The sequence below is a fragment of the Micromonospora sp. Utrum1 genome (assembly GCF_057197805.1).
The window spans coordinates 2,916,705-2,939,961 of record NZ_CM170071.1; the positions used below are offsets into that span (position 1 = coordinate 2,916,705).

The 23,257-nt window shown below is 73.7% G+C and carries 18 protein-coding genes and 1 pseudogene; 10 read left to right on the top strand and 9 right to left on the bottom strand.

What is annotated here, in order from left to right; genetic code table 11:
- The first annotated feature begins 151 nt into the window (after positions 1–151).
- The 5 genes from AC0OLQ_RS13870 to AC0OLQ_RS13890 all read left to right on the top strand — a co-directional run bounded on the left by AC0OLQ_RS13870 (position 152) and on the right by AC0OLQ_RS13890 (position 6,767).
- Positions 152–892, top strand: coding sequence for a response regulator transcription factor (locus AC0OLQ_RS13870; protein ID WP_357345149.1), 741 nt, complete (start codon positions 152–154; stop codon positions 890–892).
- The gene (locus tag AC0OLQ_RS13875) at positions 870–2,375 is read left to right on the top strand and encodes a sensor histidine kinase (protein WP_484531646.1); all 1,506 of its coding nucleotides are present in this window, start codon (positions 870–872) and stop codon (positions 2,373–2,375) included. Before AC0OLQ_RS13870 ends, AC0OLQ_RS13875 begins: the two co-directional genes overlap by 23 nt.
- 45 nt (positions 2,376–2,420) lie before the next feature.
- The gene (locus AC0OLQ_RS13880; protein WP_484531647.1) at positions 2,421–4,733 is read left to right on the top strand and encodes an ArnT family glycosyltransferase; all 2,313 of its coding nucleotides are present in this window, start codon (positions 2,421–2,423) and stop codon (positions 4,731–4,733) included.
- Positions 4,734–4,736: 3 nt separating this feature from the next.
- Positions 4,737–5,963 (top strand): bifunctional glycosyltransferase family 2/GtrA family protein, encoded by a 1,227-nt coding sequence (locus AC0OLQ_RS13885; protein ID WP_484531648.1) that lies wholly within the window; start codon positions 4,737–4,739, stop codon positions 5,961–5,963.
- A gap of 93 nt (positions 5,964–6,056) precedes the next feature.
- The gene (locus tag AC0OLQ_RS13890) at positions 6,057–6,767 is read left to right on the top strand and encodes a helix-turn-helix transcriptional regulator (protein ID WP_484531649.1); all 711 of its coding nucleotides are present in this window, start codon (positions 6,057–6,059) and stop codon (positions 6,765–6,767) included.
- Between the two features lie 24 nt (positions 6,768–6,791).
- Here AC0OLQ_RS13890 and AC0OLQ_RS13895 read toward each other — a convergent pair whose 3' ends face one another.
- On the bottom strand, positions 6,792–7,190 hold the full coding sequence (locus AC0OLQ_RS13895) for a VOC family protein (protein WP_484531650.1): 399 nt from the start codon (positions 7,188–7,190) through the stop codon (positions 6,792–6,794).
- Positions 7,191–7,372: 182 nt separating this feature from the next.
- On the opposite strand from AC0OLQ_RS13895, the gene AC0OLQ_RS13900 reads away from it, so the two are divergent.
- The 4 genes from AC0OLQ_RS13900 to AC0OLQ_RS13915 all read left to right on the top strand — a co-directional run bounded on the left by AC0OLQ_RS13900 (position 7,373) and on the right by AC0OLQ_RS13915 (position 12,459).
- Positions 7,373–7,522: a hypothetical protein gene (locus AC0OLQ_RS13900; protein ID WP_167364301.1), complete on the top strand. Its 150-nt coding sequence runs from the start codon at positions 7,373–7,375 to the stop codon at positions 7,520–7,522.
- Positions 7,523–7,527: 5 nt separating this feature from the next.
- The gene (locus AC0OLQ_RS13905) at positions 7,528–8,943 is read left to right on the top strand and encodes a class I SAM-dependent methyltransferase (RefSeq protein ID WP_484531651.1); all 1,416 of its coding nucleotides are present in this window, start codon (positions 7,528–7,530) and stop codon (positions 8,941–8,943) included.
- The gene (locus AC0OLQ_RS13910; protein WP_484531652.1) at positions 8,936–10,981 is read left to right on the top strand and encodes a sulfatase-like hydrolase/transferase; all 2,046 of its coding nucleotides are present in this window, start codon (positions 8,936–8,938) and stop codon (positions 10,979–10,981) included. The genes AC0OLQ_RS13905 and AC0OLQ_RS13910 overlap by 8 nt, the downstream gene beginning before the upstream one ends.
- Positions 10,982–11,175: 194 nt before the next feature.
- On the top strand, positions 11,176–12,459 hold the full coding sequence (locus tag AC0OLQ_RS13915; RefSeq protein ID WP_357345066.1) for a citrate synthase: 1,284 nt from the start codon (positions 11,176–11,178) through the stop codon (positions 12,457–12,459).
- A gap of 72 nt (positions 12,460–12,531) precedes the next feature.
- Here AC0OLQ_RS13915 and AC0OLQ_RS13920 read toward each other — a convergent pair whose 3' ends face one another.
- The 5 genes from AC0OLQ_RS13920 to AC0OLQ_RS13940 all read right to left on the bottom strand — a co-directional run bounded on the left by AC0OLQ_RS13920 (position 12,532) and on the right by AC0OLQ_RS13940 (position 19,607).
- Positions 12,532–15,348, bottom strand: a complete 2,817-nt coding sequence (locus tag AC0OLQ_RS13920) for a M14 family zinc carboxypeptidase (protein WP_484531653.1) — start codon at positions 15,346–15,348, stop codon at positions 12,532–12,534.
- A gap of 92 nt (positions 15,349–15,440) precedes the next feature.
- The gene (locus tag AC0OLQ_RS13925; RefSeq protein WP_484531654.1) at positions 15,441–16,040 is read right to left on the bottom strand and encodes a fasciclin domain-containing protein; all 600 of its coding nucleotides are present in this window, start codon (positions 16,038–16,040) and stop codon (positions 15,441–15,443) included.
- Between the two features lie 178 nt (positions 16,041–16,218).
- Complete coding sequence (locus AC0OLQ_RS13930; RefSeq protein ID WP_484531655.1) at positions 16,219–18,321, bottom strand: M14 family metallopeptidase; 2,103 nt, start codon at positions 18,319–18,321, stop codon at positions 16,219–16,221.
- A gap of 108 nt (positions 18,322–18,429) precedes the next feature.
- Positions 18,430–19,086: a response regulator transcription factor gene (locus tag AC0OLQ_RS13935; RefSeq protein ID WP_357345058.1), complete on the bottom strand. Its 657-nt coding sequence runs from the start codon at positions 19,084–19,086 to the stop codon at positions 18,430–18,432.
- 80 nt (positions 19,087–19,166) lie between these two features.
- Complete coding sequence (locus AC0OLQ_RS13940; protein WP_484531656.1) at positions 19,167–19,607, bottom strand: NUDIX hydrolase; 441 nt, start codon at positions 19,605–19,607, stop codon at positions 19,167–19,169.
- A gap of 96 nt (positions 19,608–19,703) precedes the next feature.
- Between AC0OLQ_RS13940 and AC0OLQ_RS13945 the strand changes: the two genes are divergently transcribed.
- Entirely contained in the window at positions 19,704–20,597 is an 894-nt protein-coding gene (locus AC0OLQ_RS13945; protein WP_484531657.1) for an alpha/beta hydrolase, read from the top strand.
- 37 nt (positions 20,598–20,634) lie between these two features.
- Here the strand turns inward: AC0OLQ_RS13945 and AC0OLQ_RS13950 are convergent, their stop codons facing one another.
- The 3 genes and pseudogenes from AC0OLQ_RS13950 to AC0OLQ_RS13960 all read right to left on the bottom strand — a co-directional run bounded on the left by AC0OLQ_RS13950 (position 20,635) and on the right by AC0OLQ_RS13960 (position 22,947).
- On the bottom strand, positions 20,635–21,138 hold the full coding sequence (locus AC0OLQ_RS13950; protein WP_484531658.1) for a GNAT family N-acetyltransferase: 504 nt from the start codon (positions 21,136–21,138) through the stop codon (positions 20,635–20,637).
- 60 nt (positions 21,139–21,198) lie between these two features.
- Positions 21,199–21,394, bottom strand: a pseudogene (locus tag AC0OLQ_RS13955) (DNA-binding protein).
- A 149-nt stretch (positions 21,395–21,543) separates the two neighbouring features.
- Positions 21,544–22,947, bottom strand: a complete 1,404-nt coding sequence (locus AC0OLQ_RS13960; RefSeq protein ID WP_484531659.1) for a glycosyltransferase family 4 protein — start codon at positions 22,945–22,947, stop codon at positions 21,544–21,546.
- Positions 22,948–23,257 lie beyond the last annotated feature (310 nt).

Sequence of the window (23,257 nt, forward strand, 5' to 3'; positions counted from 1 at the left end):
GCTCGTGGCTGGAGGGGACGTGGGCCGTGCCTGTGGTCCGGCTGTGCGTCCGCCCGCTCCGCGCGGATCCCGGCGTCCGGCCCGCACAGCTGGTACACAGGATCGGGACAGGACCGGCACAGCGGGTGCGCCCACGATGGGGGTCATGGTCATGAACGGGCAGGCCGCGCAGGGCCGGATCGAGCTGCGCCGACCGGACGGCGAACCGGTGCGGGTGCTGGTGGTGGACGACGAGCCGACGCTCACCGACCTGCTGTCGATGGCGCTGCGCTACGAGGGCTGGCAGGTGACCACCGCCGGCAACGGGATGGCGGCGATCAGCGCCGCCCGCCAGGTCAAGCCCGACGCCGTGGTGCTCGACGTCATGCTCCCGGACCTGGACGGCTTCCAGGTGCTGCGCCGGCTGCGCGAGCAGGCGCCCACCGTGCCGGTGCTCTTCCTGACCGCCCGGGACGCGGTGGAGGAGCGGATCGCCGGGCTCACCGTCGGCGGCGACGACTACGTCACCAAGCCGTTCAGCCTCGAGGAGGTGATCGCCCGGCTGCGCGCCCTGCTGCGCCGCTCCGGGTTCGCGGTGGCCGCCCGCGAGGAGGCCGTGCTCAGCGTCGGCGACCTCAGCCTCGACGAGGACAGCCACGAGGTACGCCGCGCCGGCGACCTGATCAACCTCACCGCCACCGAGTTCGAGCTGCTGCGCTACCTGATGCGCAACCCGCGCCGGGTGCTGAGCAAGGCGCAGATCCTCGACCGGGTCTGGAACTACGACTTCGGCGGCCAGGCCAACGTGGTCGAGCTGTACATCTCGTACCTGCGCAAGAAGATCGACGCGGGCCGCGAGCCCATGATCCACACCCTGCGCGGCGCGGGCTATGTCCTCAAGCCCGCGGAGTGACCGGGGCGGGGGGCTGCGGCAGCGGCTGGCCGGCTGGTCGCTGCGCCGCCGCCTCGTGGTGTCCGTGGTGGCGCTGCTGGCCCTGGTCAGCATCGGCATCGGCGGCCTGACCACGATCGCCCTGCGGCACTTCCTGATCGGCCAGGTGGACAACCAGCTCACCATCGCCGACCGGCGCACCGGAGAAGGGCCGCCGTGGCTGCGTCCGCCCGGTGACCCGCGCCGGACGGACCCCTGCGACCTGCCGGAACTGGAGCCGCCGCGCGGGTTCCCGCCCGGCTCGATCGCCCTGCGGACCGCCTGCGGAGCCACCACCGCGACCACCCGGGCCGAGTCGGGGGAGGTCGAGACCGTACCGGCCGCCGACATCGCCACGCTCGTCGCGCTACCACTCGACGGGCGGCCCCGTACCGTCGAGGTCGGCGACCGGGGCGACTATCGCGCGGTGGCCCATCGGTCGTCGAACGGCGTGCTGGGGGCCGTCGCCATCCCGCTCGCCGGGGTCCAGGACACCGTCATGTGGGTGCTGGTCGCCCAGGCCGGGCTGGTCACCGCCGGGCTGGTCATCGCCGGCGGGCTCGGGGCGCTGATCGTCCGGGCCGCGCTGCGCCCGCTGAACCGGGTCGCCGCCACCGCCACCCGGGTCACCGAGCTGCCGCTGGACCGCGGCGAGGTGGCCCTGTCGGTGCGGGTGCCGGCGGCCGACACCGACCCGCGTACCGAGGTCGGGCAGGTGGGCGGCGCGCTCAACCGGATGCTCGGCCACGTCGCCGCCGCGCTCGCCGCCCGGCAGGCCAGCGAGATGCGGGTACGCCAGTTCGTCGCCGACGCCAGCCACGAGCTGCGCACCCCCCTCGCCGCGATCCGCGGCTACGCCGAGGTGGCCCGGCGCGGCCGGGACGAGGTGCCGCCGGACGTGGCGCACGCCCTGCGCCGGGTGGAGTCCGAGAGCACCCGGATGACCAGCCTCGTCGACGACCTGCTGCTGCTCGCCCGGATCGACTCCGGCCGGCCGCTCGCGGCCGAGCCGGTGGACCTCACCGCCATGGTGGTCAACGCGGTCAGCGACGCGCACGTGGCCGGCCCCGAGCACCGCTGGCAGCTCGACCTGCCCGACGAGCCGGTGAGCGTCACCGGCGACGCCCACCGGCTGCACCAGGTGCTGGCGAACCTGCTCGCCAACGCCCGGGTGCACACCCCGCCCGGCACCACGGTGACCACCCGGCTCGCGCGGGTGACCGGCGCCGTCGAGCTGAGCGTCACCGACGACGGCCCCGGCATTCCCGCCGAGCTGCAACCGGAGGTCTTCGAGCGGTTCGCCCGCGGCGACAGCTCCCGCTCCCGGGCGCACGGCAGCACCGGCCTCGGCCTGGCCATCGTGGCCGCCGTGGTCGAGGCCCACCACGGCGAGGTCGACGTGGCGAGCCGCCCGGGCCGGACCGTCTTCACGGTGCGGCTGCCGGAATCCACAGCCGACGCATAGGTCGCGCACGGGGGCGGGTCAGCGGGCCGCCCGAGGCTTGCCGGCATGGACAGAACAGAGAGCCTGCTGACCGCGCCCACGGCCGGGTCGCCCGCGACCGAACCGGCCCCCGCGCCCGCCCCGGAACCGGTCCGGACCCCGGCCGAGCCGCCCCGTCGCGACCCGCGCTGGACCCGGCCGGCCCTGCTCGGCCTGCTGCTGGCCACCGCGCTGCTCTACCTCTGGGGCCTGGGCGCCTCGGGCTGGGGCAACGCGTTCTACTCGGCGGCCGTGCAGGCCGGCTCGGAGAGCTGGAAGGCGTTCTTCTACGGCTCCTCGGACGCGGCCAACTCGATCACCGTCGACAAGACCCCCGCCTCGCTCTGGCTGATGGCCCTCTCGGTCCGCCTCTTCGGGCTGAGCAGCTGGTCGATCCTGGTGCCGCAGGCGCTCCTCGGCGTCGCCTCGGTCGGCGTCCTGTACGTCGCCGTGCGCCGCTGGTACGGGCCGGTCGCCGGCCTGCTCGCCGGCGCGGTGCTCGCGGTCACCCCGGTGGCCACGCTGATGTTCCGGTTCAACAACCCCGACGCGCTGCTGGTGTTCCTGCTGGTCGCCGCCGGGTACGCGACGGTGCGCGCGGTCGAGACGGCGAGCACCCGGTGGATCACGCTGACCGGCGCGCTGGTCGGCCTTGGCTTCCTCACCAAGATGCTCCAGGCGTTCCTGGTGATCCCGGTGTTCGCCGGGGTCTACCTGCTGGCCGCGCCGACCGGCTTCTGGCGGCGGATCCGCCAGCTGCTGCTGGCCGGGCTGGCCGTGGTGGTCGCCGCCGGCTGGTGGGTGGCGATCGTGGAGCTGGTCCCGGCGAGCGCCCGCCCGTACATCGGCGGCTCGCAGCACAACAGCATCCTGGAGCTGACCCTCGGCTACAACGGCCTCGGCCGGATCACCGGTGACGAGGAGGGCAGCGTCGGCGGCGCCGGCCGGATGGGCGGCGGGGGCCCGTTCGCCGGACAGACCGGCCTGCTACGGATGCTCGACGGCGAGGTCGGCGGCCAGATCTCCTGGCTGCTGCCGGCCGCGCTGATCCTGCTGGTCGCCGGGCTGTGGCTGGCCGGGCAGGCGGCGCGTACCGACCGGACCCGGGCCGGGCTCCTGCTCTGGGGCGGCTGGCTGCTGGTCACCGGGCTGATCTTCAGTTTCATGTCCGGGATCTTCCACGCCTACTACACCGTGGCCCTGGCCCCGGCGGTCGGTGCGCTGGTCGGCATCGGGGTGACCCTGCTCTGGCGGGCCCGGACCACCCCGGCCGCCCCCACCGCGGCCACCCCCGGTTACGCCCCGGCCAGCGCCGCCGGCCCCCTCCCGCCGGCCGCCGCCGCCCCGACGGTTCCCGCCGCACCGGTGGGCGGGCCGCTCGCCCCGGGCCGGCGGCGCGGGTTCGCCGCGACCGTGATCCTGGCCGGCACGCTGGCGGTGACCGCCTGGTGGTCGTGGCACCTGCTCGGCCGCAGCGCCGACTGGTACCCGTGGCTGCGCACCGCCGTGCTGGTGGTCGGCCTGGCCGCCGCCGCGCTGCTGGTCCTGGCCGACCGGCTGCCCCGGCGGGTGGCCCCGGTGCTGCTGGCGCTCGGCGCGGCGGCGGCGCTCGCCGGCCCGGCGGCGTACTCGCTCCAGACGGCGGCGACCGCCCACACCGGATCGATCCCCAGCGCCGGGCCGTTCGTGCAGGGCGGCTTCGGCCCCGGCGGCCGGGGCGGCTTCCCGGGCGGGGGCCGGATGCCGGGCGGCACGCAGTTCCCCGGCGGCCAGTTCCCGGGCTTCCCGGGCGGCCAGAACGGCGGCACCGCCCAGAACCAGCTCCCCGGCCTGCCGGATGGGCAGAACGGGCAGCTTCCCGCCTTTCCCGGCGGCGGTACCGGCCTCCCCGGTGGCCGGACCGGCACCGGCCAGAACGGCGCGGCCGGGCAGGTCCCCGGCAGCGACGGCCGGTCGCGGGGCGGCGGTATGGGCGGGCTGCTCGACGCCCGCGAGCCGAGCACCGAGCTGAAGGCGCTGCTGGCGGCCGACGCGGACGACTACACCTGGATCGCCGCCACGGTCGGGTCGAACAACGCCTCCGGCTACCAGCTCGCCACCCGGAAGCCGGTGATGCCGATCGGCGGCTTCAACGGCAGCGACCCGTCCCCGACCCTCGCCCAGTTCCAGCGGTACGTCGCCGACGAGAGGATCCACTACTTCATCGGTGGCGGCGGGTTCCGGGCCAACGGAGGCAGCAACGCCTCCGCCGAGATCGCCGCCTGGGTCGCCGAGAACTTCACGGCGCAAACCGTCGACGGCGTGACCGTCTACGACCTGAGCAGCGGAAAGCAGGGCTGAGCGATGACCTTCACGAGTGAACCCCGGGCCGCGGTGCAGGCCCGGCCCACGGCGCCCACGGCGGTGCTGGACGTGGTGGTGCCCGTCCACAACGAGGAGGCGGACCTCGGCCCCTGCGTCCGGCGGCTGCACGCGCACCTCACCGCGCACTTCCCCTACCCGTTCCGGATCACCGTGGCGGACAACGCCAGCGTGGACGGCACCCTCGCGGTGGCCGAGGCGCTCGCCGCCGAACTGCCCGACGTGGGAGTGCTGCACCTGCCCGCCAAGGGGCGGGGCCGGGCGCTGCGGGCCGCCTGGTCCGCCTCCCCGGCGCCGGTGCTGGCGTACATGGACGTGGACCTCTCCACCGACCTGGCGGCGCTGCTGCCGCTGGTCGCCCCGCTCATCTCCGGCCACTCGGACCTGGCCATCGGCACCCGGCTGGCACGGACCAGCCGGGTGGTCCGGGGCGCGAAGCGGGAGGTGATCTCGCGCGGTTACAACCTGCTGCTGCGCGGCACCCTCGCGGTGCGCTTCTCCGACGCGCAGTGCGGGTTCAAGGCGATCCGCGCCGACGTGGCGGCCGGGCTCCTGCCGCTCGTGCAGGACACCGGCTGGTTCTTCGACACCGAGCTGCTGGTCCTGGCTCAGCGGGCGGGCCTGCGGATCCACGAGGTGCCGGTGGACTGGGTGGACGACCCGGACAGCCGGGTGGACATCGTGGCCACCGCCCTGGCGGACCTGCGCGGCATCTGGCGGTTGGGGCGGGCCCTGGTCACCGGGGCGCTGCCCCTGGCCGACCTGCGTGCGCAGCTCGGCCGGGCGCCGCTGCACGGGCCGCCGGCCCAGGTGCCGGCCGGGCTGCCCCGGCAGCTTGCCCGGTTCGCGGTGGTCGGGGTGGCCAGCACGCTCGCGTACCTGGTGCTGTTCGTGCTGGCCCGCGGCCCGCTCGGGGCGCAACCGGCGAACCTGCTGGCCCTGCTGGTCACCGCGGTGGCCAACACGGCGGCCAACCGGCGGCTCACGTTCGGCGTCACCGGCCGCCGGCACGCCGGCCGGCACCACCTCCAGGGCCTGCTCGCCTTCGCCCTCGGCCTGGCCCTGACCAGCGGTTCCCTGGCGGTCCTGCACGCCGCCGCCGACACCCCGCCACGCGCCCTGGAGCTGACCGTCCTGATCGCCGCCAACCTCGCGGCGACCGCGCTCCGCTTCACGCTGCTCCGCCTCGCCATGCACCACCGCGCCTGACCGCCCGATCCTGGCGGGTGTCCGTCCGCAGCGAACGGGACACCCGCAAAGATCCGGAGCCGGAACCGGGCCACGGCGTGGCAGGGTGGAGGGATGTACCGCGAGGGTCCGGCCCCGGGGATTCCGGGGGCCGTGCGGTGGGCGAGCGTCTCGCCCGGCGAAAGGCCGGTGCGGGTGCTGCCGGACGGCTGCCTGGACCTGCTCTGGTCCAGCCGGGCCGGGCTGCTGGTCGCCGGACCCGACCGCACCGCGCACCTGTCCGTGAGCGTGCCGGGGGAGCGGTGGGTCGGCCTGCGGCTGCCGCCGGGCACCGGACCCGCCGTCCTGGGGGTTCCCGCCGACGAGCTGCGGGACCAGCGGGTGCCCCTCGCCGACCTGTGGGGACAGAACGCCGCCGAGCTGGCCGAGCGCATCGCCGCGGCCGACGCTCCCGGACGGACGATCGCCGCCGTGCTGGAGGAGGTCGCGCTGGGCCGCTTGCACGCGGCCGGTGACCCGGACCCGCTCGGGGCGCGGGTCGCCGCCCGGCTGGCGGCCGGCGCCACCGTCGCCGCCACCGCCGCCGAGGTCGGCCTCGGCGCGCGAGCCCTGCACCGACGCAGCCGGCTCCTCTTCGGGTACGGCCCGAAGACCCTCGCCCGCATCCTGCGGATGCGCCGCGCCCTCGACCTGGCCGGCGCCGGCACCCCGCTCGCCGAGGTCGCCGCCCTGGCCGGGTACGCCGACCATGCCCACCTCACCCGCGAGGTGAAGGAACTGGCCGGCGTTCCCCCGACCCGCCTCCTGCCGCCCGCCGGCGCCTGACGCCCACCACCCGGCCGCGGTCGCTCAGTCGGACTTGAGCGGGGCGAACAGGTCGACGCCGTTGCCGTCCGGGTCGTGCAGGACGGCGTACCGCTGGCCCCAGAAGGCGTCCCACGGCGGCCGGTGGCCGTGGTACCCGGCGGCGGTGAGCTCGCCGTACCAGCGCTCCACCTCGGCCGGGTCGGCGCAGCGGAAGGCCAGGCCGGCGCGGGGGCCGCCGGTCGCCGGGGTGTAGTCGGGGTCGAAGCTGCGGATCGTCTCGACCGTGTCCCAGGCAAGCCGGACGCCGTTGTCGAGGGTGATCTCCACGTGCGGCTCGCGTTCGGCGCCGGGCGGGACCGGCAGCCCGAGCCGGCGGTAGAAGTCCAGGGTGCGTCCCATGTCGGTGACGACCATCCCAATGAGATCGAACTGCGGTGTCATGCCGTCACGGTAGGGGCCGGTGGGCCGGGCCGTCTTGAACGGATCGGACGGGGGACGAGTGACCGGTGTGGCCCGCACGGCCGGGAACTGAGGCGTACGGTAAGGAACAAGTCCGGCGTAGACCACCAAAGCCCTCATATCGGGCCCGGACTCCGATGACCGGCGAGGGGAAGGAAGCAGCCGTGACGCACCTGGCCTACCTGGACGCGGGATCCGGCAGCCTGATCGTGCAGGCGGTGGTCGGCGGGGTGGCCGGCGTGGCGGTGGCCGCCAAGCTCTACTGGCGACGGCTGGTGGCCCGGTTCCGCCGGCAGCCCACCGACCAGGGCTGACCGGCGTGGCGCTCCCCGACACCGGCCTGCGCGCCGAGCGCGGCTCCTTCCGCGACCCCGGCAACCGCGTCTTCCACCGCGCGGGCGAGGTGCTGCGCGGGCTGGACGAGCGGTCCGCACGCGACTGGCGCGCCCTCGCCGCCAGCGACTTCTTCCGCGACCTGCTCGCCACCGGCCAGGTCTGCGGCACCGAGGAACTGGTCCCGACCCCGGTCGACGTGCCCTGGGCCGCAGTGCTGCGCCACGAGCGGATCCCGTTCGTCTCGCACCCCTACGAGTGGTCGTACGGGATGCTCCGGGACGCCGCCCTGCTGCACCTGGACGTGCTGCGCGCCGCGCTGGCCGCCGGCTTCACCACCAAGGACGGCTCCGCCTACAACCTGCAGTGGCGGGGAGCCCGGCCGGTCTTCATCGACGTGGGCTCGTTCGAGGCGGCCCGCGACGGCGAGCCCTGGGCCGGCTACCGGCAGTTCTGCCAGACCCTGCTCTACCCGCTGCTGGTCCAGGCCCACCTCGGGCTGGACTTCCAGCCCTTCCTGCGGGCCCGGATCGACGGCATCGAGCCGGACCAGATGCGCCGCCTCTTCGGCGGAGCCCGGCGCTGGCGGGCCGGGGTGCTCACCCACGTCCACCTGCACGGCGCCATGCAGGCCCGCAACGCCGAGGCCAGCACCAGCGCCGTGCGCGCCCAGCTCCGGGCCGCCGGCTACTCCCGCGAGCTGGCCCTGGCCACCGTCCGCGGGCTGGCGAAGCTGGTCCGCCGGCTGGACCACCGGCCGGGGGAGAGCCACTGGTCGGACTACCAGCGCACCTGCGCGTACTCCGTGCCGGACCGGCAGGCCAAGGAGGCATTCGTCGACCGGGCGGTGGCCGTCACCGGGCCGGGCCGGGTGCTCGACCTGGGCGCCAACGACGGCCGGTACGCCCGGATCGCCGCCCGGCACGCCGACCACGTGGTCGCCGTCGAGCAGGACCCGGCCGTGGTCGACGCCCTCTACCGCGCGCTGCGTGACGAGGGGGAGGAGCGGATCCTGCCGCTGGTGATGGACCTGGCCGACCCGTCGCCCGGCGGCGGCTGGCGTGGCGTCGAGCGGGCCGCCTTCGCCCACCGGGCCCGGGCCGACGTGGTGCTCGCCCTGGCCGTGGTGCACCACCTGGCGATCGGCCGGAACGTGCCGCTGCCCGCGGTGCTGGACCAGTTGACCGAGCTGACCGTGACCGGCGGCAGCCTGGTAGTCGAGTTCGTCCACCCCGACGACCCGATGGCCCGCCGGCTGCTGGCCAACAAGCCGGACGGACTCTTCCCGGACTACCGCCGGGAGGTGTTCGAGTCGCTGCTCGCGGCGCGCGGGCGGGTCGTCGGCCGCACCGAACTACCGTCCGGCACCCGCACCCTCTACCAGGTGGTGGTGGGTGGCTGAGGGCACCCTCGCGCCCCCGCAGGCCCCGCCGGCGGCCCCGGACCGGCCCCGGGACCGGGGCGGCTGGCGCGGCGAGGCGGGCCGGCTGCTGGAGGTGGTCGCGCTGGTCGGGCTGGTGGTCACCCAGCCGCTGCTGGACGTGCTCGGCCGCAGCCCCGACTTCTTCCTGTTCCACCGCGCCTCCCGGGTCGACGTGCTGCTCCTGGTGGCGCTGATCGCGATCGCGCCGACGGTGCCGTTCGCCCTGCTCGGCGCGCTCGGCCTGGTCGCCGGACGGCTGGCCCGGGCCGCCGTGCACACGCTGGTCGTGGGGCTGCTGCTGGCCGCCCTCGCGGTCCAGGTGGGCCGGCACGTCACGCCGCTGCGGGGCGTACCCCTGCTGCTCGTTGCGGGCGTGGCCGGCGCCGCCGCGGCGGCCACGCACCGGCGGTGGCGGGTGCCGGGCCGGGTGCTGCGGGTGGCCGCGGTCGGTCCGCTGGTGTTCGTCGGCCTGTTCCTGTTCGCCTCGCCGGCCTCGGCCGTGGTGCTGCCCCGGGGGCACGGCGGCGCGGCCGGGGTGGCCGGCGCGGGCGCCCACCCGCCGGTGGTCATGATCGTCCTGGACGAGCTGCCGCTGGTCTCCCTGCTCGGCCCGGACGGCCGGATCGACGCCGCCCGCTATCCGCACTTCGCCGAGCTGGCCGCCGGCTCGACCTGGTACCGCAACGCCACCGGCGTCAGCGGCTGGACCCCCTACGCGCTGCCCGCCATGCTCACCGGGCGCTACCCGGCCCAGCCGTTCGCCCCGCACTACTCGCAGTACCCGGACAACCTGTTCACCGCCCTCGGCGGCCTGTACGACATCAGGGCCGAGGAGAGCATCACCCGGCTCTGCCCACCCAGCCGGTGCGAGCAGCCGGTCAGCCCCGAGCAGGGGCTCGGCGTGCTGGTGCGGGAGAGCGGGAAGCTGCTGCGCCAGGTCACCGCCCCGGTGGACAGCCGGATCGACCCGGAGGACTCCTACCGGGAGCAGACCCGGGCCGAGGCGGGGCTGGACGCGGCCGAGCCGGTGCCGGCCGACCCGAAGTTTCGCTGGGACACCCTCGACGACAACCAGCCGGCCCGGTTCACCGCCTTCCTCGCCGGGCTGCGCCCCGCCGCCCGGCCCACCCTGCACTTCCTGCACCTGCTCATGCCGCACTCGCCATGGGCGTACCTGCCGTCCGGGGCGCACTACGCCGCCCCGGAGGACCTGCCCAACGACGGGACCGGGTGGGTGGACCTGGCCCGGGCCCGGCACCTCGCCCAGCTCGGCTACACCGACCGGCTGATCGGCGAGACGCTGCGCACCCTGCGGGCCAGCGGCCTCTACGACAAGGCGCTGGTGCTGGTCACCGCCGACCACGGGGTGAGCTTCCGGAAGGACTGGCAGGGCCGGGGGATGGACGCCATCAACCACGCGGCCGACCAGGTGGCCTGGGTGCCGATGTTCGTCAAGGAACCCGGCCAGCGGGCCGGCCGGGTCGACGACCGGAACTGGGAGCACGTGGACCTGCTGCCGACGATCGCCGACGAGACGCACGTGCGGATCCCCTGGCGGATGGACGGCCGCTCGGCGAAGCAGGCCCCGCGCGGGCACGCCGACAAGCGCTTCTACGACCGGCCCGGCCAGCCGGTGCCGATCACCGGCGGGGTTCCAGCCCCGCCCGCCGCGCCCGCCCCCGACCCGCTGGTCGGCACCCGGGTCGGGGACAAGCCGCCCGGCGGTACGGCCACCGTGGGCGACCTCGCCGCGTTCCGCGACGTCGACCCGGCGCACGGGCAGTTGCCCGCTCTGGTCTGGGGGACGGTGCCCGCCTCGGTGCCGGACGGGACGCGTCTCGCGGTCGCGGTCAACGGCACGGTCGGCGCCGTCGTGCCGGTGGTCCCGCCGGACCACGGCGGCCGGCGGTTCGCCGCCCTGCTCCCCGACGACCGGCTCTTCGCCGCCGGCGCCAACCGCCTCGACCTCTACCGCGTGGATGCCGACGGTGCGCTGCGCCGGCTCACCCTCTCGTGATCATCCACAGCGACGGCGGGTAGCCTTCCCTGCCCGGGGTGGTCGCGCTTCCACAGGGTTTCCGAGCCGGCAAGTCGGGAATCGGGTGACGCATACCTCACCACGGAACCATCGCGAGCGGTGTCCTCCCCACCGTGATTACGGTAAAAGCGAAGGCAATTCAACGAAGATCTTGCCGGCGAAGCGAGGAACAGATGACGGAAGTCAAGCTCGACCACCCCGGTGGGCAGCTGTCGATGCCGGTGCAGCCCGCGGTCGAGGGCCCCGCCGGAATCGGGGTGGGCAAGCTGCTGAAGGAAACCGGGATGACGACGTACGACCCCGGTTTCGTGAACACCGCGTCCTGCTCGTCCGCGATCACCTACATCGATGGTGACGCGGGCATCCTGCGGTACCGCGGCTACCCGATCGAGCAGCTGGCCGAGAAGTCCTCCTTCCTGGAGGTCTCGTACCTGCTGATCTACGGCGAGCTGCCGACCCAGACGCAGCTGACCGAGTTCAGCGAGCGGATCCGCCGGCACTCGCTGCTGCACGAGGAGATGCGCCGCTTCTTCGACGGCTTCCCGCGCGACGCGCACCCGATGGCCGTGCTCTCCTCGGCCGTGAGCGCCATCTCGACCTTCTACCAGGACAGCCTGGACCCGTTCGACTCCGACCACGTGGAGATGTCCACGGTGCGGCTGATGGCGAAGGTCCCCACCATCGCCTCCTACGCGTACAAGAAGTCGATCGGCCAGCCGCTGCTCTACCCGGACAACTCGCTGGGCTACGTCGAGAACTTCCTGCGGATGACCTTCGGCGTGCCGGCCGAGCCGTACGAGGTCGACCCGGTGATGGCCCGCGTGCTGGACATGCTCTTCGTCCTGCACGCCGACCACGAGCAGAACTGCTCCACCTCGACCGTGCGGCTGGTCGGCTCCAGCAACGCCAACCTGTTCGCCTCGGTCTCGGCCGGCGTGAACGCGCTCTTCGGCCCGCTGCACGGCGGCGCCAACCAGGCCGTGCTGGAGATGCTCCAGAAGATCCAGGCCGACGGCGGCGACGTCCGGTCCTTCGTGCAGAAGGTCAAGGACAAGCAGGACGGCGTGAAGCTGATGGGCTTCGGCCACCGGGTCTACAAGAACTACGACCCGCGGGCCGCCATCGTGAAGAAGGCCGCCCAGGACGTGCTCGGCCGGATGTCCAAGCCGGACCCGCTGCTCGACCTCGCGGTGCAGCTGGAGGAGATCGCCCTCGCCGACGACTTCTTCGTCTCCCGCCGGCTCTACCCGAACGTGGACTTCTACACCGGCCTGATTTACAAGGCCATGGGCTTCCCGACCAAGATGTTCACGGTGCTCTTCGCCCTGGGCCGGCTCCCCGGCTGGATCGCCCAGTGGCGCGAGATGATCAACGACCCGGAGACCAAGATCGGCCGCCCGCGGCAGATCTACACCGGCTACGCCGAGCGGGACTACGTCCCCGCCACGGAGCGCTGAACCCGGTCCTGACGTCGAAGGCCGCCGACCCCGTGCGGGTCGGCGGCCTTCGTGTCGGTACGGGACGGTGCGTCAGCCCACCAGGGAACGGAGCGGGATCTGCGCGTCCCGGAGGGCGCCCACCAGGTCACGCAGGAACGGGTGCTCGTCGGCCTGCAGGCCGGCCGGATTCGGGATCACCAGATAGGCCGACCCTCCCGCCAGGGCGACCCGGGCGGTGTCGGTGTACCGGGCGACGACCGCTTCGGCACGACCGCGGTCACCGGCCGCCACCTCGACGGTGATCGGGCGCCACTCGCCGCCCAGGTCGTCCGCCACCGGCTGGGCCGCCGCAGCCGCCCGGGCGGGGTCGACACCGGTCGTACGCCGCGCGGCGCCACGGTCCGCCGCCGCACCCGACGGATAGAGCAGGGCGTTGGCCACCAGGTGCAGCCCGTTCTCGTTGTACGCCCGGAAGAGCGGGTTGAACGCGAACAGCACGGCCCGACCGGCGCCGGTGGGCTCGTCCACCAGCGCGACCGTGCCCTTCAACACGTCGCTGCGCACCGTGTAGCCGTTCGCCCAGAAGGTGTCGTCGGACGGGTAGCTGAGGACGTTGGTGCCGGTGCTGCTCGGGTTCAGAATCGAGTCGCTGTTGTTGAACTCGAAGTCCTCCGCCGGGCGGCCCAGTGCGACCGGGCTGCTGCCGTCGACGTCGACCCGCAGGTGCGAACCGATCATCCGGTAGTCCGCCGGCTTCGTCTTCTCGGTGGTGGAGGTGAGGCCGGCGGCCCGGGCCATCCGGGTGCCCTCGTTGCGCAGGCCGAGATAGGTGTGGCCCTGGGCGATCCAGCTCCGCAGGTTGGCCTGCCCGGCGGCGGTGAGCCCGCCGGTCGAGCTGCTGCCGTCCGGCACGAGCAGCACGGTGCGCTCGGTGAACGCCGGGGTGTTGTCGTTGATGTCGGCGGTGGTCACCGGCTTGAGGTCGAGCCCCCACCGCTTGCCGAGCACGTACCGGGCCTCGCCGTGCGAGCCGGAGGTGGTGGAGATGCCGGTGCCCTGGAACAGCCCGACATCCGGCAGGTCCAGCGGGCTCCCGCCGGCCGCCGCGCCGCTCGGGCTCAGGGTCACCCCGAGCGACCGGGCCAGCCGGTCGATCTCCTGGGTCAGGCTCTTCGCGGGGAAGCCCACCACGCTGGTGTCGAGGTCACGGACGAGCGGCACGCCCCGGCCGAGCAGCCGGAAGGTGAGTTCGGCCGCCGCCGCCGAGTCCAGTGGGTACGCGTACGACCCCTTCGCCCCGGCCGCCGAGGCCCTGCCGCCGGTGATCTGCCGGACCAGTCGGGCCTGCGGCCGGACGTCGTCGCCGGTGTAGATGGTGTCCACGCCCATGAGCAGCGGGTTGCTCCAGGACGACACGTCGTAGAAGTAGGGGAACGGGACGTAGGGGTCCTCGCCCATGATCGCCTGGATCCAGTGCTTCTGCGGCTGGTCCATCGGGATCCAGTACGCGCCCACCGGCACCGTGACGTCGGTCGCGGTGCGCCCGCCGAAGACCCGGGCGGTGGGCACGTTCGTCGGCTTGGTGACCTCGTAGACCTCGACGTCCATCCGGCGCAGCCGCTCGACCAGCTGGCGCACGTCGCCGAGCTGCCGGTCGGGGAGCAGGAAGTACGAGCGGATCTTGACGTCGGGCACCGGGAACTGGACGCTGTTGGTCGGCTGGACCACCTCGTTCGGCTCCAGCGTCCCGGCCCTGCCCTCGGCGAGGGCGTCCGTCCAGATCTTGAAGTAGCTGGTCAGCACCTCGTGCTTGTTCGCGGCGGCCCAGCCGAGGGTGGACCACTGAGTGTGGAACTGCTGCTGGACCCGGTCGGCCACCGTCGACGCGCTGCCCTTTTCGAAGGTCATGCCGGCGGCGCCGAAGCCGGCGGCCGGGACGGAGTCGCCGTAGCCCATGAAGAACAGGTCGTACGTCGAGTAGTTGAAGTAGCACTCCGTGGTGACGGCGCCGCCGCAGGCGCCGTTGAAGCCGAAGCCGGCCTTGTTGGCCTCGCCGATCCGGTTGATCCAGTCGACGTTCTCGCTGGCGATCTCGTGGTGGATCGGGTCGGCGTTGGGCGGGAAGAAGTACTTCTGGCCGGTCATCTCGTGCGCGTCGACGAAGACCTGCGGCGGGTACTGCCGCAGGAGTTCGATCTTGCCGTCGGTCTCCTGCTGGGTCCGGGCGAACCAGTCCCGGTTCATGTCGAAGCCGTACTCGTTCTGCCGGCGGTTGGCGTCGCGGCCGTCGGGGTTCTGCGTCGGCACGATGACGGTCACCAGGTTGTCGTTGCGCTCCGCGACCGCGCAGGACAGACCGGATGCCAACTCGTACAGGGTCTTGAGCGCCGCGTCCGTGCCGCTCTTCTCCCCGCCGTGCACGTTCGCGGCCACCCAGACGATGGCCGGGCGGTCGGTCGCGGTCTCGGCGGCCTTCTTCGCCGTGGTCCGGCGCGGATCCCGCAGATCGCGGATGTCGTCGGCGATCTGCTGCAGCGCGCCCTGCCGGACGTGCCGCTCGTTCGACACGATGGCGTACGGCAGCGGCTGGCCGAGCACGCTCGTCGCCATGACGCCGGTGACCACGCGGTCGGAGGCGGCGTCGACGGCGTTCAGGTAGCTGCGGACCTCGTCGTTGGTGACGGCCCGCTCCTGGCCGGTGCCGAGGGGGAAGCCCAGCGCGGACTCGGGGCTGGGCACGGTGGACAGCCGGGCGGCAGGGTCGTTGCTGCAGTTGGGGGGCGTGGGGGCGGCGCCGGCCGGGGCGCCTCCGAGCAACGGCGTCAGACCGGCCAGCAGGAGCAGCGCCGCGACGCCGGCCGTTCTTCTCGTGCGGATCGCCCTGTGCGGACGCTTCGACAGGCGCATCGGGAGGCCTCGTTTCACTCGGCGGGAGATCTAGCGAGATCGATCGGAACGTATGACCGGCGGTTTCCCGGGTCAAGACTCAGCTCGTGCGGTTAGTGGGCGCGGTGCCCGCCCTCGCCGCCGGTGGTGGGCAGGCTGCCGAGCACGTGGTTGATGATGTGGATCCGCGCGTTGGCGACCTGGTAGTCGGCGCACACGGTGTCGGCCTGGTCGGCCAGGCGGGCGCTCCCCCCGTCCCCGGTGACCGTCACCGTGGTGCCGGCGAGCGTGGTGACCTTGCCGGCGGCCACCAGGTCGGCCAGGGACAGCGACCCGGCGACGAGGTGTTCGCGGAGCAGGCCGCGGAGCTTGTCCCGGTCGGTCAGTAACAGGTGGTCCAGGTTGTCCTCGGAGAACTTTGCGGCGAACGCGTCGTCGGTCGGGGCCAGGATGGTCAACCCCGAGCCGCCGTGCAGGTCGGCGGACATACCGGACGCCCGCACCGCCGCCTCGAACGTGGTGAGGACGGGCAGCCACTGCAGGGCCGCCTCGGCCGGCTGACCGGTGAGGGCGGCCGGATTGCCCGGGTCGCTGCCGGAGGGCAGCAGATCGCACAGCGGGCCGCTCACGACGGGCGCCGCCTCCGGCGCGGCGTCGCCGGCCGCGGCCGGCGAGGCGGTGCCGGCGCCGGAGCAGCCCGTGCCGGTGAGCACCAGGGACAGCGCGACCGCGGCGAGCGCAGCGGTCCGTCGCCGGCGGGCCGGGCACCGGAGCCGGGGGAGAGATCGGGATCGCGGGGGGATGACGGGGCGTTCCACGGCGTTCTCCGGTCGGGTCGGGTCGTATCGGCAGGCCCGGGAGGCCGGACCTGCCGGTACGACGGTCAACGGGTCAGAGGCTCGCGCACTGGCCGCTCTTCGGGCCCTGCGCCGAGTTGCTCAGCCCGAGGTTGACCGGTGCCTGGGTGTTGCCGTCGCAGCGCAGCGGGCCGGTGACCGTGTTGGCTGCCAGCAGCGGCGCGTCGCCCTGGTTGCCGGACACGTCGACGGGACCCTCGACCGTGGCGTCGACGACCACCACGGGCCCAGTGCCCTGCGCGATCCGGACCGGGCCGGTGACCGTGCTGTCGGTCAGGAAGACGCCGGCGGCGCCGGTGGCGTCCACCGGGCCGGTGATCGACGAGCCGGTGGCGACCAGCGTGCCGCCGGGCCGGACCCGGACCGGGCCGGTCACCGTGGCGTCCCGCAGGCAGGTGACGCCGGAGACCACCAGCGGACCGTCGCGCGGGCCGGTCACCGTCGGGTACACCCGCTCGGCGGCGACCAGCTTCTCCACCGCCTGCCCGTCGAGGAGCAGCGGGATCAGCCCCCGCTCGGGCTGGGCCAGCGGCACCACGTACCCGTCGGCGGCCTTGACCACCTTCCAGCCGTGCGCGGCGAGCCGCTGCGCCACGGTGGTCCGCTGGCCGACCGGGCCGTCGGTGCGCTCCCCGTGGTACTGCTCCTCGGTGAGCCGGTAGGCGCACGGCGCCTCGGTGAGGATCTGGTCGTCGCGCGGGGCGTCCAGCGGCGGCGGGGCTTCGCCCGGGTGCGGCGCCGGGTACGCCGCGATCGGCCGGGAACCGCGGAAGACGATCCGCCCGGTGTTCGACACCTGGAAGGTGATCGCGTCGGCCCGCGCCGAGGTGATCTCCTTGAGGTTGGCCCGGTGGTAGTCGAGGAACTGCTGGAACGTCCAGAGCGCCGAGTAGGCCTTGCGCCGCCGGTTGTTCGCCGTGTTGCCCTCGTCCGGCCGGGTGATGCCGCCGGCGCTGCGCAGCTCCAGCAGGGAGTTCACCACGTTCTTGAGCCCCAGCGTGTTGCGCAGGATGGTCTCCTCGCCGAGCCCCACGTTCCCGCCGCCGTTGCATCCGTACGGGCAGGGCCACCAGCCGTCCTTGGCGCCCTCGGTGTACATGTGGCCCTCGATCATGTGCTGCGACTCGTCGAAGATCGGCTGGGCGACGTTCTGGTGCCGCGGCGGCAGCATCGGCAGGTCGCCGGCGCTGGAGTTGCCGAACTCGTGCCCGTCGTAGCCGGCCACCGGGCGGTAGTCGCGCAGCATCCGCACCAGCGCGAAGGTCTCCGGCTGGCGGACCAGCGAGTAGTCCCGGTTGAGGTCCTGGCCGGTGGAGTTGCCCCGGGTGTTGGCCGCCCGGCCGTCCCCGTTGATGGTGGGCACGATCAGCACGGTGGTGTGCGACAGCAGGTCCAGCGTCCGCGGGTCGTCGCTGAAGGCCAGTTGGCGCGCCATGATCAGGCAGGCTTCCCGATCACCGGGCTCGTTGCCGTGCACGTTGCAGTTGATCATCAGCGGCGAGGTCGCCGCCACCGCCGCCGGGGTGGCCGGCGGGGTGGGGTAGCCGATGACGAACATGTTGATCGGGCGGCCCAGCGCGGTCCGGCCGATCTCGGTCACCCGGACGCGGTCGCTCAACTCGTCGACCGCGGCGGTGTACGCGTACTCGTTGACGTCGCTGGTGTACTGCGCCGCGAGGGTGGTCTCCCACTGGGTCCGGAGGTTCTCACCCGGCACGGCGGGGTCGCCCCACGGGGCCCTGGTGGTGCCGGAGACCGGCGCCGAGTACGGCTCGGCGGTGGTGCCGACGCGGGCGCGGACCCGCCACTGGAACCGGGCGCCCGGGTTGAACCCGGCGTCGGCGAAGGTGGGCGAGGAGTTGTGGATCTGGCGGTTCGGACGCCAGACCCCGGTGATCACCGCCGGTCCGGTCGCCGTGTCGTCGGCGGCGACCGGGGTGCGCTCGATCTGGTAGTCGGTGGCGCCGTCGACCGGCGTCCAGGCCAGGGTGGCGTAGCCGTCGCCCTGCACGACCGTCAGGCCCTGGACCTGGCTCGGCTCGGCCGGGTCGGCCTGCGCGGGCATCGGCCCGGTGAACGCCGCCAGGGCGGCGGCGAGCAGGGCGGCGAGGAGGGCCGTCGTCCGTCTGTCTCTCATGGAAGCTCCAGAACAGGTGGGATGACTCGGTGCGGACAGCACACGCCAGCCACCCCGTCCACGGTCGACGGCGGGCCATTTCTTGAGATGGATCTGAGGATCGGCGGGTCATCCGGGCCGGAGCCGGTAGCCCACCCCGCGTACGGTCTCCACCAGGCCGGCGTCGTCGAGCTTGCCCCGCAGTGCCGCGACGTGGACGTCGAGGGTGTGGCCGCCGCCCCAGGTGGTCTGCCAGACGTCCATCAGCAGGCGCTCCCGGGGCACCACCGTCCCGGCCTGCCGGGCCAGCGCCATCAGCAGCGCGAACTCCTTGCGGGTCAGGGCCACCTCCCGGCCGGCGAGCCAGACCCGCCGGGCGTTGAGGTCCAGGCGCAGGTCGCCGACCTCCAGCGCCGCCTCGGCCCGGGAGGCCCGGGCGGCGCGGCGCATCACCGCCTCGATCCGGGCCTGCAGCTCCGCCATCGAGAACGGCTTCACCACGTAGTCGTCGGCGCCGGCCCGCAACCCCGCCACCCGGTCCCGCTCGTCGGAGCGGGCGGTCACCGCGATGATCGCGATGTCCTCGTTGTGCCGGCGGATCTCCCGGCACAGCGCCAGGCCGTCCCGGTCCGGCAGGTTGAGGTCGAGCAGCAGGAGATCGACCGGCCCGGCCTCGGCCGCCTCCGACGCGGTCGTGGCCGTGATCACCGAGTTGCCCCGGCGCCGCAGTGCGGCGGCGAGCGCGGACGCGACTCGCAGGTCGTCTTCCACCAGAAGCACCCGCACCGCGTCTCCTCGAACCTCGTCGCGCCCGGTGCCCGCGAGTCTGTCCGATCCGCCCGGTCGCGACCAGCCCGAACGGGAGATCAGGACCGGACGATCATGCCGGTCGAACCGTCGGGCCGACCGAGGTGAAGCGGTAGGACCAGCGCCGAGGAGACGGCCAGCTCCCGGTCGAGCACCTCGTCACGGGGGACGAAGACCATCGCCCGGCCCTCGCCGAGCACCACGTCCTCCTGCGTTGCGTCGGTGGCGCCGCGGAAGACGTGGACCGTCACCGTGTGCGGGAAGCCCTCCTCGTACGGGCGCGGGCCGGTCCACAGGGGGTGCAGCTCGCCCACGGTCAGGCCGGTCTCCTCCAGCAGTTCTCGGCGGGCGGCCTGCTCCGGCGTCTCACCGGGTTCAAGGTGGCCGCCGGGCAGGCTCCACTGGTTCGGCGAGACGGGCGCGTGCTCGTCACGATGCTGCAGCAGAACGGCGCCGGAGGGGTCGACGAGCAGGACAAGCGCCACGTCATAGCTGGCCATTCGCGGAATCATTCCACAGCAGCATCCATGGCGGAGGGCCGTCGGTGCGCGGATATGCCGGTGAGCCGAGGCCGGCCGACCTTCTAGCATGAGTGCGTGCCGGAGGACTGGATCGCTGACGAACACCTGGCCGCCCTGTTGCAGACAGCGAGGGCTCAGCCCCCGGCCGGCGAAACGGACGTGGCGGTGTCGCGTCAGGCAGCGCGCCAACGCGCCGCGGCGCGTACGCCAGGACCGGAGGTCCCGACCGTCGACACGACGATGGCGGGTGTCCCGGTACGGGTGTACGAGCGGGACGCGGGCATCGTGGTCGTCTACCTGCACGGCGGCGGGTTCGTGCTCGGTGATCTCGACACGCACGACGCGCAGGTGCGGCGGCTCGCAGTGGCCACGGCGGCGTCGGTGGTCGCGGTCGACTATCGACGTGCGCCGGAACATCCCTGGCCCGCGGCGGTCGACGACGCGGTGGAGGTGGTCAGGCGGGTGGCGGACGGCGGGACACCGGTTGCGGTGGCCGGGGACTCGGCGGGCGGTCTCATCGCGATCCTGACGGCGCTGCGGCTGCGCGGCGAGGTCCCCTTGCTGGCGCAGCTGCTGGTCTGCCCGAACACCGATCCCACGCTCCGCTGCCCCAGCGTGGAGGACAAGGGTCGAGGCTGGCTGCTCGACGCCGACGCCCTTCGTCGATGGGTGGCGATGTGGCTGCCCGATCCCGACATCCGCGACTCGCCGTTGACCAATCCGCTCGTCGCGGACCTGCGAGGTCTGCCACCGGCCGTCGTCGTGACCGCCGAACACGATCCTCTGCGCGATGAGGGTGACGCCTACGCCGTGCGTCTACGGGCCGCCGGCGTGCCGGTGGTGCATCGACGTGAGCCCGGACTGGTCCACAACTTCCCGACCCTGCGGGACGTGTCGCCGTCCGCTGCCGCGGCGGAAGATCGTTTCCTCCGCGACGCGGCGCAGTTGTTACACGGGCGATCGCGCTGATCTTCCGCGGACAACGCGCGGCTGGGCGTAAGAGTCATCACCGCAAACCCAAACGCCTGCCGAGGGAGAAACCGGCGTCGGTGTAGCCGTGCCGACCGTAGAAGCGCACCGCACCGACGTTGCGGTGGTGGATGCCGGCCGACAGGTACGTGATCCCTCGATCGGTTGCCCACCGTCCGGCCGCCTTCAGCAACGCTGCTCCCACCCCGAGCCCCCTCGCGTCGGGCAGCACAATCGTGTGCACCTGCGCCGAAGGCTCAGGACGCAGGATCTGATGCTCCGGCGGATCGGACTGCCGCAGCACCTCGATCATCCCGACCACCCGGCCATCAGGAGCCTCGGCGACGAGAACCGCGTCCCGCCCCGCCTCGTCGCCCAGCACGGCCGTGAAGTGGCGCACCACCGCCTCACGCCGCGGAACGCGGTAGACGTCAGGGTCGAGAGCGAGGTGCGCCTCGGCGTTGGCCAGGCGCAACTCCACCAATGAAGGAACGTCCGCCGGGCCCGCTGGCCGAACCGTCAGCCCAACCTCCTGCATCATCGCGATCCTAGGGCCGACGCTGCAGCCTCGGGAACCTGTCCATGATCGGCAGGGCGGGGCTTAGTCCATTTCGGGCCACTTCTCGGCGATCCACTTCTCGACGTCCTCGGCGAGCCAGACGTTGCCCATCTGGAGCATGGCAACGGGGCTCGGGGAAGTCCCGGCGACTGGTGATCTGGTATGCCCGCTGCCGCGACACACCGCCCAGGAGCACGCGGATCTCCGCCGAGCCGACCAGCCGCAGCTTCTTGGACATGTCTCGGACGTTAGGTGTCCGACTGCTTGCCGCCAAGAGGCTGCTCCGGGCCTGGCGGCTAACGGTCGAGGAGCGGCGGAGGCGGCGCTGCTTCCGCTGTCCCTGACCGCGACGGCCGCCGACCCGTGTGGGGTCGGCGGCCGTCGCGGTCAGGGACAGCGCAGGCCGGCGGCGGCGAGCAGGTTGCCCTCCGGCAGGGCGGGCACGGCCCGGCCGAGGGCCATCCTCTGCTCGGCCCGGGCGGCGGTGAACGCGGCGTCGCCCGCGATCGCCGCTGCGTACGCGGCGGCGGTGCGGGACGCGATGGCCGACCAGCCGTACTGCTCGTGGACCATGGCGCGGGCGCGCCGGGCGAGCAGCCGCGCCCGGTCGCGGTCGGAGAGCAGCGCGTGCACCGCCTCGGAGAGCCCGTCCGGATCCTGCGGGGCGAAGGTCAGACCGGTGACGCCCGGCTCGACGATCTCGGCCAGCCCGCCGGTGCAGGACACCGCGAGCGGCGCGCCGGCGGCGGCCCCCTCCAGGGCCACCATGCCGAACGGCTCGTAGATGCTCGGCACCGCGAAGCAGTCGGAGGCGGCCATCACGGCGGGCAGGTCGGTGCCGCCGAGGAAGCCCGGCATGCTCACCGTGGCGCCCAGGCCGAGCCGGTGCACCTCGGCCTCCAGGGTCGCCCGGTACGGCCCGTCGCCGACGATCACCGCGCGCAGTCCGGGGTGCCGGTCGCGCAGCCGGGGCAGCCCGGCCAGCAGGTGCTGCACGCCCTTCTCGTAGACCAGCCGGCCGGCGAAGGTGACCAGCGGGCCGTGCCCGGCGAACCGGGCGCGGGCGGCGGCGACCGCCGAGCCGGGCACCCGCCAGCGGTGCGGCTCCACCCCGTTGGGGACCACGTCGACCCGGGCCGGGTCCACCCCGAACAGCGCGCCCACCTCGTCGCGCATGTAGCCGGAGCAGACGATCACCCGGCCCGACTCGGCGGCCAGCCAGTGCTCGACGCCGTGGATGGTGCGGTTCATCTCCTCGGGCAGCCAGCCCTGGTGCCGGCCCGCCTCGGTGGCGTGGATGGTGCTGACGAGCGGCACGTCGAGGTGCTCGCGCAGGGTCATGGCGGTGTGCGCGACCAGCCAGTCGTGGGCGTGGATGACGTCGTACGCGCCGGACTCGGCGGCGCGCAGGGCGGCCCGGGTGAGGGTGTGGTTGAACGCCATCGTCCAGGCCAGCAGCGAGCCGGTGGCGAGCGGGAAGGTGACCGGGTCCTCGGCGGCGCGGACGATGCGCACGCCGTCGGCGTACTCCTCCAGCGGCGCGCCCTCGGCGTGCCGGGTGACGACGGTGACCTCGTGGCCGGCGGCGGCCAGGGCGACGGAGAGCGCGTGCACGTGGCGGCCGAGGCCGCCGACGAGCACCGGCGGGTACTCCCACGACAGCATGAGGATGCGCCGGGTGCGGGGCGGCACGCCGGGCTGCGGTGGGAGGGTCGGGCGGGAGGTGAGGGTGGGCCGGTGGGTCCGGTCCGGCGCGGCGGCGGGCTGCTCGCCGACCCGCAGGGTGGTCACATCGATCTCCGTCCATGCATGCTGGTATGCGCCGACGTCACTGGCGGCGTGGGAGTGTGGTGAGGCGGCCGAACGGCCGGGTGGACCCGCGCGGGCACGTGTGTCCGCGATCCAGGAAAAGCCATCCGGCGCGAACCCGCATCCCGAAAAGGGCGATCGTGACGGACAACACCTGAAGGTCCAGGCCGCGTCAGGTGGGTGGATTTCGGTTACGGTCCGAACGGGTGGATTGGCGGAGCGTGTGGCGGGGCATTAGCGGCGTGCGCACCGGCGGTCCGCCCGTCCGGTGCGCTCGTGATCATGGGCCGAA